Annotated in this window: 17 protein-coding genes; 1 reads left to right on the top strand and 16 read right to left on the bottom strand. The window is 37.0% G+C overall.

What is annotated here, in order from left to right:
• Nucleotides 1–427 precede the first annotated feature (427 nt).
• The 7 genes from xerS to ABP870_RS08650 form a co-directional block, all read right to left on the bottom strand.
• Nucleotides 428–1,498, bottom strand: a complete 1,071-nt coding sequence (gene xerS, locus ABP870_RS08680) for a tyrosine recombinase XerS (protein ID WP_350015048.1) — start codon at nucleotides 1,496–1,498, stop codon at nucleotides 428–430.
• Between the two features lie 197 nt (nucleotides 1,499–1,695).
• A complete protein-coding gene (locus ABP870_RS08675; protein ID WP_350015047.1) occupies nucleotides 1,696–3,549 on the bottom strand; it encodes a hypothetical protein in 1,854 nt (617 codons plus the stop codon).
• Nucleotides 3,542–4,477, bottom strand: a complete 936-nt coding sequence (locus ABP870_RS08670) for a glycosyltransferase family 2 protein (protein ID WP_350015046.1) — start codon at nucleotides 4,475–4,477, stop codon at nucleotides 3,542–3,544. Before ABP870_RS08670 ends, ABP870_RS08675 begins: the two co-directional genes overlap by 8 nt.
• Nucleotides 4,478–4,706: 229 nt before the next feature.
• A complete protein-coding gene (locus tag ABP870_RS08665) occupies nucleotides 4,707–5,636 on the bottom strand; it encodes a 2-keto-3-deoxygluconate permease (RefSeq protein ID WP_350015045.1) in 930 nt (309 codons plus the stop codon).
• A gap of 28 nt (nucleotides 5,637–5,664) precedes the next feature.
• Nucleotides 5,665–6,108: a threonine/serine exporter family protein gene (locus ABP870_RS08660; RefSeq protein ID WP_405054530.1), complete on the bottom strand. Its 444-nt coding sequence runs from the start codon at nucleotides 6,106–6,108 to the stop codon at nucleotides 5,665–5,667.
• Entirely contained in the window at nucleotides 6,105–6,881 is a 777-nt protein-coding gene (locus tag ABP870_RS08655; RefSeq protein ID WP_350015044.1) for a threonine/serine exporter family protein, read from the bottom strand. Before ABP870_RS08655 ends, ABP870_RS08660 begins: the two co-directional genes overlap by 4 nt.
• A gap of 5 nt (nucleotides 6,882–6,886) precedes the next feature.
• Nucleotides 6,887–8,077, bottom strand: a complete 1,191-nt coding sequence (locus tag ABP870_RS08650; RefSeq protein ID WP_350015043.1) for an amidohydrolase — start codon at nucleotides 8,075–8,077, stop codon at nucleotides 6,887–6,889.
• Between the two features lie 156 nt (nucleotides 8,078–8,233).
• On the opposite strand from ABP870_RS08650, the gene ABP870_RS08645 reads away from it, so the two are divergent.
• Entirely contained in the window at nucleotides 8,234–8,686 is a 453-nt protein-coding gene (locus ABP870_RS08645; protein WP_350015042.1) for a NusG domain II-containing protein, read from the top strand.
• A gap of 44 nt (nucleotides 8,687–8,730) precedes the next feature.
• Here ABP870_RS08645 and ABP870_RS08640 read toward each other — a convergent pair whose 3' ends face one another.
• The 9 genes from ABP870_RS08640 to ABP870_RS08600 all read right to left on the bottom strand — a co-directional run bounded on the left by ABP870_RS08640 (nucleotide 8,731) and on the right by ABP870_RS08600 (nucleotide 17,698).
• Nucleotides 8,731–9,693, bottom strand: a complete 963-nt coding sequence (locus ABP870_RS08640) for a 1,4-dihydroxy-2-naphthoate polyprenyltransferase (protein WP_350015041.1) — start codon at nucleotides 9,691–9,693, stop codon at nucleotides 8,731–8,733.
• Nucleotides 9,677–10,738: an FAD:protein FMN transferase gene (locus tag ABP870_RS08635; protein WP_350015040.1), complete on the bottom strand. Its 1,062-nt coding sequence runs from the start codon at nucleotides 10,736–10,738 to the stop codon at nucleotides 9,677–9,679. The genes ABP870_RS08640 and ABP870_RS08635 overlap by 17 nt, the downstream gene beginning before the upstream one ends.
• A gap of 114 nt (nucleotides 10,739–10,852) precedes the next feature.
• Nucleotides 10,853–11,395 carry an FMN-binding protein gene (locus tag ABP870_RS08630; protein ID WP_350015039.1) on the bottom strand — a complete coding sequence of 181 codons (543 nt, stop codon included), beginning with the start codon at nucleotides 11,393–11,395 and terminating at the stop codon, nucleotides 10,853–10,855.
• 333 nt (nucleotides 11,396–11,728) lie between these two features.
• Nucleotides 11,729–12,406, bottom strand: a complete 678-nt coding sequence (locus tag ABP870_RS08625; protein ID WP_350015038.1) for an ABC transporter ATP-binding protein — start codon at nucleotides 12,404–12,406, stop codon at nucleotides 11,729–11,731.
• Between the two features lie 11 nt (nucleotides 12,407–12,417).
• The gene (locus ABP870_RS08620) at nucleotides 12,418–13,485 is read right to left on the bottom strand and encodes an ABC transporter permease (RefSeq protein WP_350015037.1); all 1,068 of its coding nucleotides are present in this window, start codon (nucleotides 13,483–13,485) and stop codon (nucleotides 12,418–12,420) included.
• 145 nt (nucleotides 13,486–13,630) lie between these two features.
• Nucleotides 13,631–14,422 (bottom strand): 2-keto-4-pentenoate hydratase, encoded by a 792-nt coding sequence (locus ABP870_RS08615; protein ID WP_350015036.1) that lies wholly within the window; start codon nucleotides 14,420–14,422, stop codon nucleotides 13,631–13,633.
• Nucleotides 14,423–14,452: 30 nt separating this feature from the next.
• Nucleotides 14,453–15,700 carry an NRAMP family divalent metal transporter gene (locus tag ABP870_RS08610; protein ID WP_350015035.1) on the bottom strand — a complete coding sequence of 416 codons (1,248 nt, stop codon included), beginning with the start codon at nucleotides 15,698–15,700 and terminating at the stop codon, nucleotides 14,453–14,455.
• A gap of 143 nt (nucleotides 15,701–15,843) precedes the next feature.
• Nucleotides 15,844–16,797 carry a DUF1002 domain-containing protein gene (locus ABP870_RS08605; protein WP_350015034.1) on the bottom strand — a complete coding sequence of 318 codons (954 nt, stop codon included), beginning with the start codon at nucleotides 16,795–16,797 and terminating at the stop codon, nucleotides 15,844–15,846.
• 160 nt (nucleotides 16,798–16,957) lie between these two features.
• Nucleotides 16,958–17,698, bottom strand: coding sequence for a class A sortase (locus ABP870_RS08600; protein ID WP_350015033.1), 741 nt, complete (start codon nucleotides 17,696–17,698; stop codon nucleotides 16,958–16,960).

Below are 17,698 nucleotides of genomic sequence, written 5' to 3'. Positions count from 1 at the left end.
TTATGTAAAACACCAAGTATGTTAGACTTAGTTCCTATCATGGTCTATGTGACTTCTTAAATTTTTGGAACAAATATAAATATACCTCAACAAACTATCGCAACAGCGCAATACTTTTCTGAGGTATTTTACGACAATCTAGTGAATGAGGAATAGGTTTTAACCTTGCCCCAAACTGCTCTGATTATCAATAGGGACTAATATTATTAACACGGCTATTTGATGATGGACAGGAGCAGGAGCAGTTGGTGAAAAATTGACTTGCTGTGGTGTTTGGCAGGTGATCTTGCCTTAATGTGTGTTTCACAGCGCAGCGTTGATGGCTAGATATTATTTTACATAAATAAAATTACGTAAAATAATATCTATTTAAAAAAAACAAACTGACATGATGGTAAAAATAGAATGTCAGTTTGTTTTTTTGTCACTATAATTTATCTAAAGCATTTTTTTGCTCATCATTAACGATATGTGTATAAAGATCGGTGACTTGGGTTGAGGCATGACCTAACTGATGACTAACCAGAACTTGTGATTTAGTAGTCTCGTATAGTCGTGTAGCGAGGGTATGACGCAGTTTATGAGGTGTCACCCTTATTTTAAAGTCTTGGGAATATTTGGCAACCATTTTTTCAATGCTTGAAGCATCGATTCGGTTAGGAATGCCTCGATATTCCGTCAGAAATAGGGCGACATCTTGTTTTTCAGCTTTATAGCGGTGTTTTCGAACGTTAAGATAAGCATCAAGATATGGCTTAGCAAATCCAGCGACATTGACTGAATCGCGTTTCCCCCCTTTTCGAGTCACTTCGATAACCATCATATTGAGGTTCAAATCCTTTAAATCAAGGTTAACAGCCTCAGATAGCCGGACGCCAGAAGCTAGAAGTAGTGCTATAATGGCTAAATCTCGTTCTTTATTTTTTCGGAAAGATGATTTGGCGCGGTTAGAAAGTTTGTTCTCGTATTCACAATCCACATATTCTAAAAATGCCATGGTTTCATCACCAAGAAAAAGTTTTTGCTTAATATTTTCAGCTCTGGAGGCCAAAGTTTCTTTTTTCTTCTTAGTGCTAACCTTTTTCATCACATTTCGATAAAAATATGGTTCCCCTTGATCGTTTTCAACTTCCTCAGTCAAGTATTTAAAAAGGCTGGATAAGGCTGACAAAGTACGGTTTATAGTGGTTTGTGAGACGCCTTGTTTTGTTGAATAGGTATTAAGAGAGGGACGTTCACGCAAATACAGAACAAAGGATTCCATATCTTTTTTGGTTAAATGCTCTAAAACAGACAAATCAATATTACCTATTTGATCAGCATCTGAAATACCAGATTCTATTAACCACTCGAAAAAACGACGGTATTCTTTGAGATATTCGTATAGAGTCGTAAAACTATAAGGCACCGCCAGTTTAGATTGGTAATATTCCAAGACAAACCAGGGCATGATATTTTTAAGTTCTTCAATTTTTTCTAGTAACAATTCACGTTTCATAAACAGCATTATTTCCTTTATTTCTATAAATAGGAGTATAACATATCTCTAGATATTTTTCAAGAAAATTATAGTTTTTCGGAAAGATGTTTGGGGAGAGTTTTTGTTGTGTATTGACAAATAATTAGCGAGTAAAAATAAAAAGGCTGATAAATCAACCTTAAGGACTTAATTTATAACAATGATTTGTGCTATCTTTATAAGTATAAGTCTTTTGTCTTCTTTGTAAAAAGTGAAATATATAGTAAAATACACCAGGTAGTCAATGATATCCCAATGGACAACTTATGTACCATTGTTTTGTGATAAGTAATTACCACTTTTGAACTATCAGGGTTATTGATTGCTAACCAGCCATTGCTATCTTTATAACTATCTAATCGATTTCCATTGGTATCTTCCACTTTAAAACCTTTTAGATACGTTATTGGTGTTCTGACAACTTTGGTACTTTTAGGTATATCTTTAATTGAGAACTCAAACTTATCCTGTTTAAATTTTTTAAATTTGCGCTGTCCATCAAAATAAACAGCATTCTCGATGAAATCGTTAGTAGATACAAGGTAGTCATCTCCAAAATTTATAATAGGTGCATACGAGTCTTTATTTTTTATTTTATAACTACCACTATCAATATTGAACTTATTTTTTTCGTCAGGACTAGGTATGCGTTTGATTTGTTGCTTTGTACGATAGTCCATAAAACCATTAACACGATAATATCCTTTTCCCGCATCAGCGTCAAAATAACCGAAATTGCTATTGGATAGTCCTTTCAGAACATTATCATTTGTTCCAAAATAACTTGTTTTATCAAAGTCAGAAATATCGCCACTTAAGATATTCTTTTCCTTGTTAAAGTTTTGACCACAAAATAGCAAATATAGACCCAATGCTAGAATGACTAGTTTTTTATAGTCAATCTCGTGATGAATAGATATATTTTGAAAAATTATAGCTATGAATAAGGCAATAAAAGTATAGAAAAAAATATCAAAACGATTCAGGAATTGAATCATATCAATGAAACTAAATTTTTGAATATAGTAATATGGAATTAGATTCGACTGTAAAATAGAAACACAAGCAATTCCCCATAATAAGAGCTTACTTTGAGAATCAATCAATTGATTATAGACTGCAAAAATCAAGACGACTATAAAAATTAAAATGATTATGTCTTCAAAATTTAGTGCTGATGTTAAACGACTAAAAAGAGTTACCTTACTAGCACTATTGCTAATAATACCATTTGAACCTAAATTCATAGCAGGCACATCTAACCAATCATTCGCGTTTTTCTGTTCAATTAGAGGGACGATAAACAATAATGTTAGTAGACTTATAGCGATTGTGCTAGTAATCCAATTAAAAGTTCTTTTTAAATTAAAAATTTGATATTTTAATAAACTAGTAAATAGTAATAATAGCAACGTATAAATTACCAAGAGATAAGTTGTTAAGAGATGGGTAAGCGTTATTATAGAGACACTTATAATAACGGATTTATTCCATCTTTTATAGTCTCCAGCAATCATTTCATAAATACCTATAATTGCTACAGGTAAAAATAATGAAGCAATTTGCTGATTGTAAGTTCCCATGTTTAATAATCGAACATTGAAGGAAGTCATTCCAAAAATATAAATGATTGAAAATATAAACGAAGTAATATCGTCGTTTCTTAGCTTATAAAATGTTTTGTAGGCTATCTCTAATCCTAATAAATGAAATAGTATATTAAAAATAAAAACTGATGTTACTGGCTTTCCTGTAATTATCCATAATAAAGCTATGGGATAATTGACGAAATAAGGATAGAAAAAATTAACAGCATAACCATGATTATTAAACGAAAAATAAGATACGTCAGGAATTAGCTTTCCATGTTGTATATCTTGAGCGATCTCATAAATTCTGGAGAAGTGAAACCAAGCATCCCAATCCATGTGGAAAACACCTTTTGAAACAAAAGGAAGCAATGGAATTAGAGACAATATACCAAAAACAGTTAACCTTAGTAATGGATTTGTAACGATTTTTTTAACCATCTATATTTGTTTCCTTAATGAAATAGCTCGGTCTTTTCTTCGTTTCAAGAAAAATCTTAGAAATATATTTTCCTAATATTCCTAAACAAAGTAGTTGAATCCCTCCAATAAATAACATCATTACAACCATACTAGCCCAACCGTTGACACTACCTCCGATAGTAAGCTTACGAACGATAATAAAAATGATACCTAAAATAGATGATGCAAAGGAAAGGAGACCGCTTGCTGTTGCTATATTTAAAAGTGCTTCTGAGAAGTTGATAAATCCTTCAAGAGAATATTTTAGTAATGACCAAAAATTCCATGATGTCTCTCCCGCTACACGTTCTCTATTTTCAAAACTAATATAGGTTGTATCATAACCAACCCAAGAAAATAGCCCTTTTGAAAAACGGTTGACTTCTTTGAGTTCCAAAACACTATCAACCACTTGTCTCGTCATTAAACGATAATCTCGTGCCCCCTCTACCATTTTGGTGTCTGATACACTATTGATAATCTTGTAAAACATTTTGCTAAAAAACGAGCGTATAGGTGGTTCGCCCTCTCTATCCTTACGATACGTGCCTACAATGTCATAACCCTCTTCAATTTTAGTAAACATTTCTGGAAGCAATTCTGGTGGGTCTTGTAAATCAACATCCATAACTGTTACATAATCACCTGTAGCCTTCTCTAACCCTGCCAGTAAAGCACTTTCCTTTCCAAAGTTTCTTGAAAAAGAGATGTAGTAGACATTCTCCTTCTTGTTTGCTATTTCCTTTAGTACATCTAGAGTACAGTCATTGCTACCATCATTAACAAATAGATATTCAAACAAAATCTGATTTGACATTGACTTTTCTATAGTAGCCATGACTTCTAGAAAGGTTTTTATTGTTTCTTCTTCGTTGTAACAAGGAATAACAATGCTTAATTTTTTCATTAAAAGATTTCCTACTTCTAAATATGAATATCACTGATTAAACTTTTTTCACCTATGGCTTTATAAATCAGTTTGTAAAGTTTATTTAACTACTATTTTAGCAAAAAAATATACAATATAGTAGCACTTATTTTATATTTTTTGTTAAGTATAATTTGTAGTTTGTTGAGCGTTAAAAACAAGTAAACTCCCCAGAAGTTTCTGAGGAGTTATGGTGATGGTTATTCTTCTATTTTTGTTTTGGGTTACCAGCAAGTTTTTGACACAAAATTGGTGCAATGATGGCTGTGCAGACCACGACCAAAGAGGTTATGGCGGCTGATTGTGAAGCATAAGCTTTCAATTCTGGATTGCTTGCTATCATCAGTAATGGGACAGATGCTGATAAGCCAGCAACGGTTGAGAGGGCGGCTGCTGATGCACCACTTCTTTTTAGAATATATTTTTCAATTAAAATGAGTGGCAAAGCGCCGATAAGATAATATAAGATGGCCATAAGAATTCCTGGCAATCCTGCTTTCATGGCTTCAAATAGGTTGATGTTTGCTCCTACTCCCCAACCTAACATGATGATGATGAAGCCCATAGCAGGCGCCATGTGTTGACTCAACTCATGATCAAGGTTACCGATGATGATACCAAGTACAAGTGGAATCAAGGTTGAAAGGATTGGCATAAAATCAAGTGGTGTTGGGCTAGTCAATCCATAAATGAACATTGGGATAATGGGTAAGGCCATGACAGCGACCAAACCAAAGGCAGCTTGATCACTTTCGTCGCCATAATCCTTCATTAAGGCTAGAAAGAGGGTTGGGTTCATTGAGGTTAGCGTACAGATAAAAGCGATGGCACTAAGACCCCAGACACCACCAAGTCCAAAGAGTTTAATGAAAACAAGACCGGCCACAGTGCTGATGATGAAACGAGCAGCTAATAGGACACCATAGCGCTTAAAGACTTGGGTTAAGGTTTTTAATTTCAGAGTACACCCTGATATAAAGACAGCAGCTCCTAGAATAAAATTGATAGCATCACCCGAAAACATGGCTTGGGTTAAACCACCAATATTGAAAAAGGTTGGTGAGAAGGTATGGATAATGGCTGAAATCAGCATGGGAATCAAAAGGGTTCCGCCTGGAATTGATTTCATAAGTTTCATAAAAATAGAGTTCCTCCGTGAGTTACAGTTATTGTTTAGGGTACTTGAGATGGTTGTAGATTTCTAAAAAAGAATCCACAATAAAAATCGATAACGCAATAGCGCCAGAAACAAGAATAGATTCCATTAAGTTCTCACCAGCTAATTGCGGATTATCTTGAATGTAATAATAAGCAATTCGATAGACACCAACACCGGGTACTAAGGGAAAGAAGCTGGGAATATAAAAAACGGTTACTGGGGAAGCTAATCTTCTTGCTGAAATCTGCGATAACAAAGCAATAACCATACCGCCTAGAAGAGTTGCTACTGCCTTGTCTGTTTTATCTAACAGGGAAAGATAAACGGCATAGCCAGATGCTCCAATAAATCCTGTATGATAAATCAAATGTTTAGGCGCTTCTAACAAGACCCCTGCTGTTACGGTAGCAACATAGGCTCCTAGAATTTGAAACAGAAAATTCAAGATCATGACAAGATTCCTTTCGCAATAAAGAGACCAACAGCAACCCCCACACCTAGGCTGATTGCTATGGTCAAGGCTTCTACAATTTTAGCGACTCCTGCCCCATAATCGCCTTTAAAGGAATCTCGAAAACCGTTGGTAAAGGCTGTCCCCGGGAAAAGCGGCATCAGAGCAGAGATGATAGTAATATCTAAGGTACGCTCAGATGCTCCAACAAACTGGGTTATCAAAGACATCAAGATGGCTACTACCATGGTTGCAAAGACACCGTAGATAAAGTCATTGAGATTTAGCCAGTCGCGGACAGGGTAAGTTGCTATTAGTAGTAAAGAAGCAATGGCAGATAGCAAAAAGGTATTCAGACTTCCTCCTAATAGTAGTGCGAAGGCCACAACCAACAACACAGTAGCAAAATAGGTACTTTTGGAAGAATAAGTTTTACGATTAACCTTCTTAAGTTTCTGATAGGCTTCCTCAAGGGGTAATCGGCCGTTAGTGACATCCCTTGAAATCTGGTTGACGTCATGGATTTTGGTCAGATGGGTTGAGCGCTGCGAAATTCGCTTGATGTAGGTAATAGGCTCAGGAAAATCAGGACCATCCAGTGTGATAAAAAGTCCCGTGGTATTAGCAAAAACATCAACAGTTGGTAGCTGACTAACAGAAAGGATACGTTCTACCGTTGTTTCCACACGATAGGACTCCGCATTAGATTCTAACATAATGATACCAGCTAAGGTTGCCACCTTAACTAGCAGTTTGTATTGATTCTCTTCCATATTAATTATTTATTTCCAAGATAACTTAAGACGGCTACTAAGGCAGCCTCTGTTCCTGTTTTCAAGGTTGGTTGAATGGCTGGCGCAAATTTTGGATTATGATTGGCGTAGGTATCTTGATCAGCAGTGAAACCACCAAATCCCCAGTATAAATAGGGAACGCCGAAAGCTCTAGGGATAGCGGAGAAATCTTCAGATGCTGTCATGGGTTTGTAATCAACCACTTTGTCGCCACTGAAGTGATCTTTAAAGGCCTTAGTAACATGTTGGGTAATCTCTGCATCATTGTCTGTTAAAGGGAAACTATCGTAAATGTCAATATCTGGCTCTTCGTCACAATTCCCTGCTTTACATTCTGCGATAACGATGCGTTTGATAGCTGAAATCAGCTGTTCTTTGACGGTCTCATCATAGGCTCGAATATTCAACCGTAAAGTTGCTGTTTCAGGGATAATATTGGCTTGATTTCCCGATTGGAAAGAGCCTACGGTGACAACAGCGAACTGGAAAGGATCCACCTCACGCGCCACAATGGTTTGGAGTTTTGAGACAATGGCTGAACCGATAACAATAGGATCAATACTAAGATTTGGCATGGAGCCATGCGCCCCACGGCCTTTGATGGTTATTTTTAGAGAGGCTGCCGTTGATAAAAATGGGCCTTCTTTGGTTCCAAGTTTGCCAGATTCAGGGGTTGTTAAGACGTGCTGAGCCAAGGCAATATCGGGCTTTGGTATTTTTTCAAGAAGACCATCTTTTAACATCGCTTTCGCTCCTGCTGCTATCTCTTCGCCTGGTTGAAAAAGGGCTACGTATGTTCCTGACCAAGCCTCCTTATTGTTGGCAAGCGCCCAGGCAGCACCTAGACTAGCAGTCATGTGCATATCATGACCACAAGCATGCATCACGCCGTCAATCTCTGAGGCATAGTCTAAATTGGTCTCTTCTTGGACTGGCAAAGCGTCCATATCAGCCCTAAAAAGAATGGTTGGACCTTGTCCATTTGCTAATACGCCAACAAGTCCTCCACCAATTTCTTGAACATCATAATCAAGTTTGATTAGTTCATCTTTAAGAAAGGCTACTGTTTTGGTTTCCTGCATTGATAATTCAGGGTTTCGATGCAGGAACTGATAAGTCTCTTCTTGCCAATGTTGGATGTTATCCAGTGATTTAATAACATTTTTATAGGACATGATTAACCTCCTGTACATTTCTATAACGCTACCATTAGTATATCATTTCTTACCCAACTCTTGTTGCCAAACAATTTTAGGCAAGAGCAATAATCTGATACTATTTTATCCTTTAAACAGTTTACAAAGCGATTATTTTCTTTTAGAATAATGATTGTGGAAACGAAAAAAACAAAAGCAAGACAGATTCTAGCTTACTTTAAGCCTTTTGATTACTTGCTGATAACACTCGCTATTATCATTTCTTTTATACCAACTATCTGGACAATCTATCAAAAAAGGACAGCACCGCCAACATCTGCTTTAGTTGCTGTGATAAAAATTCATGGTAAAGTTGTTGATCATTATGCTCTTAAAGAAAATGGGCCACATTTTGAAAAGACCTACCATCCCAATAAAGGGCAATATAATATTGTGGAAATTGATGGCGAGCGTATTCGTGTCAGAAAAGATAATAGTCCTGACCAGATTGCTGTTAAAACAGGTTGGATTGATCGAGAAGGTCAATTATCTGTCTGTCTCCCTCATAATTTGATCATTGAAATTCAATCGACCCGAGACTCGTCGGATCATGAGGAAACAGAAGACGATCTCATTCTTCCTTTATAGCATTAAAAAACACTGATTTTTTTGAAGTCAGTGTTTTTTTGTCTTTAAATATGGAAAATGAGAGCTATGAGTATCGTTAGAAGATACATCATTGAAAAGAGAACAAAGTTTTTAATGGACAGGACAAACGTCTGACGCTTGATTTGCTCTCTTTGAAAAGCTTTAAGGTGTTTAATGTATAGCGGCATAATGACTACTCCTGCTGCACCAAGCAGCGGAATTTGTCCTAGAACGATGCCTGAACACCAGACAGCCCATGGTATAAAGCTTAATAAGGTATAAAGTCTTATGCCGTTTTCTTTACCAATATAGTAAACGACTGTGCGACGTTCATTTTTTAGATCCTGTTCCAGATCACAGAGGTTATTTGCCAGCATGATATTAGCAATAAGACAGACAAATGGTAAACTCAGCCAGAATATCATAATAGTCTCAAGCCAATACCAATCAATACGCATCACAGCACCTATCCAATGGCTACTGAGCAACCTGTCAGGATTTTGCATAAAAACAGCTAAGAAGAAAATACCAAATCCCATAGTGATGCCGGAAAAAGGCTCTCCCAAGGGTAAGCGGGATAAGGGAAGGGGGCCGAAAGTGTAAAAAATTCCGATTAGAAAGCAAAGACCACCGATGGGAAGTAAGAGAATATCCGTTCGATAGACAAGTACTAGAGAGAAGAGTGAAGCGAACAGCAGTAGCCAAAAAATGATACGAACCATCTGCTTATCATCTAAGTGGTGCTTACCGATAACATTATCTTCATGTTGATAGGCCGTATCGATAGCTTTTTTATAGTCCATGGTGTTATTGATCGCCGTGGTACACATGTCGAAGCTAAGAACTGCTAGGACAAATAACAGGGTATTAATCAGATTAAACTGCTGATAATGGTAGATAGACCACAGGGTACCAATCATCATTGGAAAAACACTGGCTACTTTAGTCCGTAATTCGACAAATTCAAAAAAGATAGATAAGGTTAGTGGCTTATTTTTCGGTGACAAGATGGTAATCCTCATTTCTTAATGTCAATTTATCTTTTAGTCCGTTACTACTATGGATGCCATTTTCTTTGTCGATGAAGACTGCTTCAACACCATCCATACTATCGATTAGGTTAAGACCGTCTTTGATACCAAGAAGAAATAAGGAGGTAGATAATTCATCACCTTGAAGCGATGTTTTTGTAAACACCGTTACTCCGGAAATATCATTATCAACTGGGTAACCTGTTTTAGGATCCATGATATGGTGGTATTTATGACCGTCTTTTTCAATATAACGCTCATAAACGCCTGATGTCACAACGGAACTGTCTTTAACGTAAGCAGATCCGACAGTCTCTCCGCGAACTTCATCAGGATTTTGGACTCCAATATTCCACCCCTTGGAATTCTTAGGCGATTCTCCCATGGTTAAAACGTTGCCGCCTAGATTGATAATAGCTGTTGTGATGTGACGTTTTTCAAATAGTTTTTTGACACCATCTGCAATATAGCCTTTTGAAATAGCTCCCAATTCTAGAGTCATTCCTTTTTCAATATAGACTGTTTTCTTCTTGTTATCTAGCTGAATATCCTTATAGTTAATATACGGTAGTGCCTTTTTGATTTCGTCATCACTTGGAACTCTAGCGGCATCATCCCCAATACGCCAAAGATTAGTGACAGCGCCGATTGAGACATCAAATTTTCCTTTGCTCTTCTTGGACATATCCTGCGCTGCTTCGATGATTTCAAAAGTTCTGGGATCTACCTTGACTGCTTTTTTTCCGGCTGCTTGATTAATATTGTTAATATCGGAACCTTCTAGATTGGTTGACAATAGTTTTTCCATCTCTTTGATATAATCAATGGCTTCATCCATCGCTTTTTCTTGGTCTTCATGATAGATACTCAATTGAACCACCGTGTGTAACAGTGCCTCTGTTCGAGTTTCAGGATTCTTAACAATCGGTAAACTATGGTTATCATTTACAGCTTTCTGACATCCTGACAAGGTCAATACTGAGATAAAGAGAGTAAGAAATGACCAGATATGACGTTTCATAATGTCTATTTTCCTTTCTACATAGTAAGATATCACAAGAAAAAGAGTGAAACAAGGTCTTTCTTATCGAAATGAAGACTTGTCTCACTCTAACTGATATGGCTTCTGTGTCAATTACTCTGCCGGCAATTCGATTGTTACCGTTTCAGTATTCCCTTCTTCTGCTGCTTTAAGCAATTCTTTAGTTGATAGTTCGAAGTTACTTGAAGTGTGAGTTGCACCTGAAACAACTTCTACCTCATCAACATTTTGTTTTTCAACAAGTTCTTTGTTCAACTGCTCTGTAGCTTCTTTAGAAGAAACGCCAGATTTGGCTTTCATGTTTTTGTTGTATTCTTCATCATCAGCCTTTTTCATGCCATCTTTATTTTCATAACCAAAGTCTGATTCTGTAATTTTTCCATCTTTTACTGTGATTGTGTGAACAACTTTCCAACCGCGTGAATCATAGTCTGATTCAGCTGTGTAGGTACCATCTTTGAGATCAGCTGATGTAGCTTCGTTGACTGCTTTTTTAGTATCTTCAGCTTTTTTACTTACTTCAGATTTAGCAGTATCAGCTGTTTTTGAAGCTTCTTTTGCGGTATCACTTCCACAAGCAGCCAGTGTTAACAATGAACCAAACAGTAATGTTCCATAAATCAGTTTCTTTTTCATAAAAAATCCTCCAAAAGTTTTCTATGGCTAAATTATATCACAGGGCATGTGAATTGTCTAACTTTTTTTGAAAGCCTTTTCTATATGCTTTCTAATGTGATTAACACAGCATAAATCAGCTGATGGCTGTTGCCAAACAAACCTTGTGCTCCTTTGTACGTACTATTTTATCAGGGGAGGTTGACTTGATTATACTGATTGAAATCCTTGTTATTATTGATAAGCCTGCTTCGTATGGGTTTATCGATAATAAGATACATTGTTAAAGTCAATTGCTTTTACTCAAACTTACTATTTAAAATCGTTATAAAAAAAGTGGCGCTAGACCACTTTTTAATGCGCATCACTAACATCTCGTAAAACGCCATCTTGCATTTCATAAACCTTATCACATTCCGTAATCATACGCTTATCATGGGTTACCATAATAATAGCCTTATTTTTTTCTTTACTTTCTTTAGCTAATAACTTGACCACGTCATATGCTCGCTCTGTGTCTAGACTCGCGGTCGGCTCATCGGCTAAAATCAAGGCTGGGTCGTTGTATAGGGCGCGTGCAATAGCCACACGTTGGCGTTCTCCACCTGAGAGTTCTTCAGGCAATTTATCAGCTAACTGAGAAATCCCTAAGTCTTTTAAGAGATCCTCTGCTACTCCACGACGAGTTGACCTATTAATCTTATCAACCAATTGCAAGTGCTGTTTAACGGTTAAAAAGGGAACTAAATTAGAGGCTTGTAAAATAAAGCCAATATCTTGAAAGCGTCTTTTAGAACGTTTTTTCTCAGATAATCCTGAATAAGAATGGTTATTAATCAAGACATCACCACTACTTGGTGTTTGCAGACCGCCTGATATGGTTAAAAACGTTGATTTTCCGGATCCAGATGGCCCAATAATAGCAACAAATTCCCCAGCATCTACTTGAATGTTTGTTTCCTTTAATGCGGTTATGGTTTTAGATCCATCTTTGAAAGACTTAGTGACTCCTTTTAAGGTTAATACTGACATACTTTTCCTTTCTAACTAATGGCAACAAGGGGATCAATTTTCGATACAGATCTGACAGAGAATAAGGTTCCTAATAGCGCAAATAAGACCAAAGCTAGACCGATTGCACCATATAACATCCAATTACTCTGAAAAGGAACTGCTGCTGGTAAAATAAGAGAACTGAGCCATGTTCCAAGAAGACCCAATGCTGTCCCGATAATACTCAACAAGACAGTTTGGGACAGCACCGCTCTACCAATATAGCCGTTAGAAATCCCTTGAACCTTCATGACACCGAAAACAGGTGCTTTTTGAATGGTTAAAACATACATAAAGATTCCGATAACCACCGAAGCAATGATAATCAAGAAACCAATCATAAAACCGAAGGTTAGATTTTGAGCATGATAACCAGGTAATTTTTTGATAAAGTTGGCTATGGTTAATTTTTTTAAGTCTTTGGGATATTGGGCAACATCTCCTTTGACGACGAGCGCATTGATCGGAGCGTCAGAACTATCTTTACCAAACTTCACCTGATTAAAAGCTTTTTGATTTGTATAAAGTACCGGTGCCACACTGAACATGGCATTGTCAGTGTAACCTACAATTTTTAAAGTATGGTCAGTACTTGCCAAATGTAAGATTTGCCCAATCTTAAAATCCTCCTCTTGGGCTAGAGATTGATCAACGACTACTTCCTTATCATTTTTGAAGAGACGTCCTTTAGTAATATTTGGTGCCAAAAAGCTAGATCTTTCAATTCCGAAGAGAGAAACTTTTTCCTTGTCATCATCCTTGGGATTTTCCTTAGTCCATGCTGAACTAGCCATCTGACTTAGGGCTGCTAGATCGTCTGCTTTGACCTTATTAGCTGTGTCAGCTGGGATACTAGACGCGGACAACAGATCATTGGACTCCTTATTTAAAAATATGGTGTTAGCCTGCCATTTATCGACAGCAGAACGATTATCCTGCATCAATCCAAAGGCTAATCCTGTCAGAAAAAACATGAGATAGGCGATTAGAAATAGTAGGCCTAATATAAGGCCATACCTCAATTTAGCGTGTTTGATTTCATTTAAAGCTAGAAACATCGTGGACTCCCTTTACTAACTGAATTTCAAATAGTTCTCATAAAAACTATTTGAAAACTATTATAGTTCTCATGGGAACTAAAGTCAATTAAAAGCATTTATAAAAAGTAAAAGACCAGAACTTTTCTGATCTTTCTTTGAGCTACTAGTCAACTCTTAACTCCAAAGCGCCAACACCACTCCCATAATCAACACGATAAGTCCCTTTTTCTAAATGTGGTGGGATAATAAAGGTGCCACTTGATACTTGTTGCCCTTTCTTGAAAGTTTTCCCATGACTAGCTAATTTTTTGATCAACCAAGTAACCGAATTTAAGGGATTTCCTAATACTTCTGCCGAGGTAGCTTGATCCATTACTTGCCCGTCTTTGCTTAAAACACCTGAGATATTGGCTAACTCTTCAACAGTAAAGTTGCCTTTGACATCCTGTTCTTGTCCATAAATAATTCGGCCGCCTACGGCGCAATCAGAGACAACTAGATATTTATTGAGTTTAGGAAACCAGTTTTTAAAGCGTGCGTCTGGCACTTCAATACCTGGAGCAATGGTTAATTTTTCAAGAAGGTCTTCTAGCGAGTCATCAACAGATAAATCCTCTTTGGCGCGAAAAACCAATTCAATCTCAATCAAAGGTTCTAACAAATCTGATAGCGATAAACTTGCGGGACCTTGAATGAATTGCGTCACAGTTTCTTGTCCATAAAATGGCTCGTTGGAGTCAAACATTCGCTGTGTTTCTTCGCTAGTTAAGCTGATTTTATAGCCTTGGACCTTTTCTTGACGAAGGTCTACAAAAGCATCTTGAACCTGATAAGCTGTTTCATAATCATTGATCACGTCGTCTAAATCAGCCATTTCTAGAGGTTCCTTAAAGGTTAAGGCGTTAAACAATTGGTTTGCTAAATCAGCAACTAAGGGTTCTTTAGTATCAGTCATAGAGAGACTCCTTTCTGTAATAAAACGATTTTACCCAATCCATCCAAGGGTATTAGCTAGGAAGAATAATGCAAATCCTGTAAGGTAAGTCAGACCAAGAATAGAAAGAGTATTGAGCCGGTGTGATAGACGATTTTCTTTATTGTGAACAAGCGTGTAGTTAAGGTAGCCAAAAATTGGCGTCGTTAAGAACGAGGCAATCATAGCAAAGCGCATCAGTGTTGCCACATCACCTGCAAAGAAGTAAACAATCACAATTCCAACTAGTGCAGTTGTGATTATCCAAAAGTTCAAACTTTTAGCACTTGCTTCGGATTGATTAAGCAAGAGACGAAGTGTCTCATTGTTAGCGCGTGAGTAACCATCAATAACAGTGATCGTAGTCCCAAAGATACAAAGAAAGGCAATCAAAGCGATCAAGAGACGTGACCAGTTACCAAAGGCACTGGCGTACATATTTACAAACTGAGCGATGTATGCTGCACTTGCTCCTTCTACTGCTTGACCTGATCCATATTGAATTAAAGCCCCTAAAGCGAGGAAGACAAAGGCCAAGATAGCTGTTCCGATATAACCAGCATTGAAATCAAAGAGCCCATCATCATAAGATACCTTTTGCGTTTTACGCTTTTCAACCATCCACATCGAATTAATAGCTGAAATTTCAATTGGTGCTGGCATCCAGCCCATCAAAGAAACGATGAACGGAAGAGCAGACATTTGCCATGGAGACGGTGCCACGAAATCCGGTGCGAATTCTCTATTTTTAAAAACAGCAACGATAACAGCAAAAACAGTGGCTAGTGTTAAGGCAGTCATCATGTATTTAGAAAACTTATCAAGGAAACGATAACCACCGATCAAGAGCATGCCAACTGTTACAACAATCAAAATAGTTGTTAATTGGGCAATTGATAAACCAAATCCATTAGGAATAATATTATACAAAATAGCAGCTGAAAGAATACCAACAGCTGCGGTATTAACGACTGCTGAGAAGATATTCATCATGAAGAATGCTATTAAATACCCCTTTCCTTTTTTAGAGTAACCCTCAATCAAACTTTCATTATTTTGCAAGGTGTATTGTGAGCCAAAACGAAAGAATGGGTATTTGAATAAATTGACCAGTAAAATAACAACCGCCAGTTGCCAGCCGTAAATAGCACCTGCTTGGGTTGATGACACGATATGTGAACCGCCAACCGCAGCTGCAGCCAACAAAATACCAGGTCCCATTGCTTTAAAACGATTTTTCCAATTAACCTTTTCTGCCATAGGCAAGCTCCTTTCAATAATTATCAGATAATTCTGATAAGTGATAGTTGCTATTATATGACATTGAGAAACAGAAATCAAGGAAATTTTCAGAAAAAATAGAAAAATCAGGAAATTAGTTAATAATGTCCTGATTTTTTGGTTTATCCAATTAACTGTTTAAAGAAATCAACGATTTGTTGCCAAATTCCTTTTCCTTGTTCAATCGCTTTATTGGCATCAAAATTAACATCGATACCTTTAAAATTACCTTTCGCCTTGGAAATAATACTGTCTTTCAAATCCGATAAGGTTTTGACAAAATCACCGTTGCTGATGACACCACTATTAGATAAGTTAACTGCAAAATTAACAATTAAATTAATCTGATTCTCAGTCATGCTGGATTTAAGATTATAATTATCCAAAGTATCTTCAACGATCTTTTGAACATCTTCCTTGGTTAGATTTTTTCCTGATTGCGCAATAGCTGTCTTGATATCAGTAAGAGCAACATTAAGTTTATCAGCATCGAAGCCTTCTTTTCCTTGATTTTCCTGATTAATATCTGACAAGGCGTTTAATTCTTCTTGTGCCAAATCCTTACTTTCATCAGACACCTGTGCACCATTTTCTTCCAAGGAATAATAGATACCTGCCAAAGCTGACTCGCCCGTTACCGGTATTGGGGCTGCTATTTCAATATCCGCATGTTGGATGCCTAAGGTAACAGCAGCATTGCGATACATATCTTCAGTAACCTTAGTAATATTATCTGGTGTTACAATATTAACATTTAAGGTTTTAGAAGCTCCTAATTTCTTAATCTTAACAGACGAATAAAGTTGCAAACTAGGATCATCAGCAACATCCATGATTTTAGCGTAGCTGCTAGTGTTCAAGGTTTTTAAGTCGGTATCTTTTCCTTCTTGATAGTTCAACAAACGAAGTGTTTCTTGTTTTTGAGAGTCAGATAAAGAGTAACCTAGGACATAATCAGGTTGCACATAACTTTCGTCGATGACATTCTGAACCGGACTGTCAGCCAGAACACTACCTGAAAAAGAGAGTGAAGCAAGGATAATCCCAGCTCTTGTTAAGTGTTTTTTAATAGACATATTTTCCTCCATGGACTTCTTGGCTAGTAAATAGTTAAGAAGCTATTCCTAACACCATTATAGCATGTCAATCTTAAAATAAGATTTCAAAAAAATAGCATTAGCATCAATTGTATAACAAAAAGAACCTTGTCGTAACAAAGTTCTTTTCTGAATCACCTTAGAGTACAATCTGATTATAAGAAGTGTTAAAGGCCTTATGAATGTCATCAGAAGCATTCCCGTAGCTTGTTTCTCCTTCAAGAACAGCATTAACGATCGTGCGTTCTGTTGCTTCAGCATCTGTACAAGTTACAAGGGTTAGCTCACTTTGACCAGCATGGTCATCAATCACAGCCACTTCTGTAGGCGCTACAACATGTACATTAGTAATCTTGTAGGTGTAGACCTTTTCCTTATCTGTTAAGTAAATCTTCATGCCATTTTTAGCACGATCAAGTGGTGAAAAAAGCATATTAGATGAACCAGTCATCCCAAAGACGTGGTGACTAGCAAGCGCATAGTTATTCTTGCCCCCCATGACTTGGTTTTCCTTCATCGTTCCAGCACCATAAGTCAATTCGGTATTACCCAGACCTTTGAAGATGGGTAGGTTGATGCCCACCTCAGGAATGGCAATGCCTCCAATAACTGGTAGCTGTTGAGCATTCATTTGGGCAGATAAGACTGACTCGGTACTGATGGAGTCGACACCATCAAAATCATAGCTAGTTTCTGCCTTTTGATTCTTTTTAATCGTTTTTCGACTCACATGTTCAACTTGATACTTGTTAGTATTCCATGCAATAACCGTATTGCGAATTGATTTATTAAAAATCAAAGCAACTCCCACAACCACAAGCAAAACAATGATTAGATTTCTTAGGAAACCGCCCAATTTATTTTTCTTTTTTTGAGTCAT

The sequence above is a fragment of the Streptococcus jiangjianxini genome (assembly GCF_040225085.1).
Classification (GTDB): domain Bacteria; phylum Bacillota; class Bacilli; order Lactobacillales; family Streptococcaceae; genus Streptococcus; species Streptococcus jiangjianxini.
The sequence above is the reverse complement of the archived record's forward strand: the minus strand, read 5'-3'. Positions and strand labels throughout refer to the sequence as shown.

Bases quoted from the DNA above. Each gene is read 5' to 3' on its own strand.
- ABP870_RS08655 (WP_350015044.1), bottom strand. From the start codon at position 6,881: ATGGAAGAGAATCAATACAAACTGCTAGTTAAGGTGGCAACCTTAGCT.
- ABP870_RS08620 (WP_350015037.1), bottom strand. From the start codon at position 13,485: ATGTTTCTAGCTTTAAATGAAATCAAACACGCTAAATTGAGGTATGGC.
- ABP870_RS08615 (WP_350015036.1), bottom strand. From the start codon at position 14,422: ATGACTGATACTAAAGAACCCTTAGTTGCTGATTTAGCAAACCAATTG.
- ABP870_RS08600 (WP_350015033.1), bottom strand. From the start codon at position 17,698: ATGACTCAAAAAAAGAAAAATAAATTGGGCGGTTTCCTAAGAAATCTA.
- ABP870_RS08630 (WP_350015039.1), bottom strand. From the start codon at position 11,395: ATGAAAAAGAAACTGATTTATGGAACATTACTGTTTGGTTCATTGTTA.
- xerS (WP_350015048.1), bottom strand. From the start codon at position 1,498: ATGAAACGTGAATTGTTACTAGAAAAAATTGAAGAACTTAAAAATATC.
- ABP870_RS08625 (WP_350015038.1), bottom strand. From the start codon at position 12,406: ATGTCAGTATTAACCTTAAAAGGAGTCACTAAGTCTTTCAAAGATGGA.
- ABP870_RS08675 (WP_350015047.1), bottom strand. From the start codon at position 3,549: ATGGTTAAAAAAATCGTTACAAATCCATTACTAAGGTTAACTGTTTTT.
- ABP870_RS08670 (WP_350015046.1), bottom strand. From the start codon at position 4,477: ATGAAAAAATTAAGCATTGTTATTCCTTGTTACAACGAAGAAGAAACA.
- ABP870_RS08610 (WP_350015035.1), bottom strand. From the start codon at position 15,700: ATGGCAGAAAAGGTTAATTGGAAAAATCGTTTTAAAGCAATGGGACCT.
- ABP870_RS08660 (WP_405054530.1), bottom strand. From the start codon at position 6,108: ATGATCTTGAATTTTCTGTTTCAAATTCTAGGAGCCTATGTTGCTACC.
- ABP870_RS08605 (WP_350015034.1), bottom strand. From the start codon at position 16,797: ATGTCTATTAAAAAACACTTAACAAGAGCTGGGATTATCCTTGCTTCA.
- ABP870_RS08650 (WP_350015043.1), bottom strand. From the start codon at position 8,077: ATGTCCTATAAAAATGTTATTAAATCACTGGATAACATCCAACATTGG.
- ABP870_RS08635 (WP_350015040.1), bottom strand. From the start codon at position 10,738: ATGAAACGTCATATCTGGTCATTTCTTACTCTCTTTATCTCAGTATTG.
- ABP870_RS08665 (WP_350015045.1), bottom strand. From the start codon at position 5,636: ATGAAACTTATGAAATCAATTCCAGGCGGAACCCTTTTGATTCCCATG.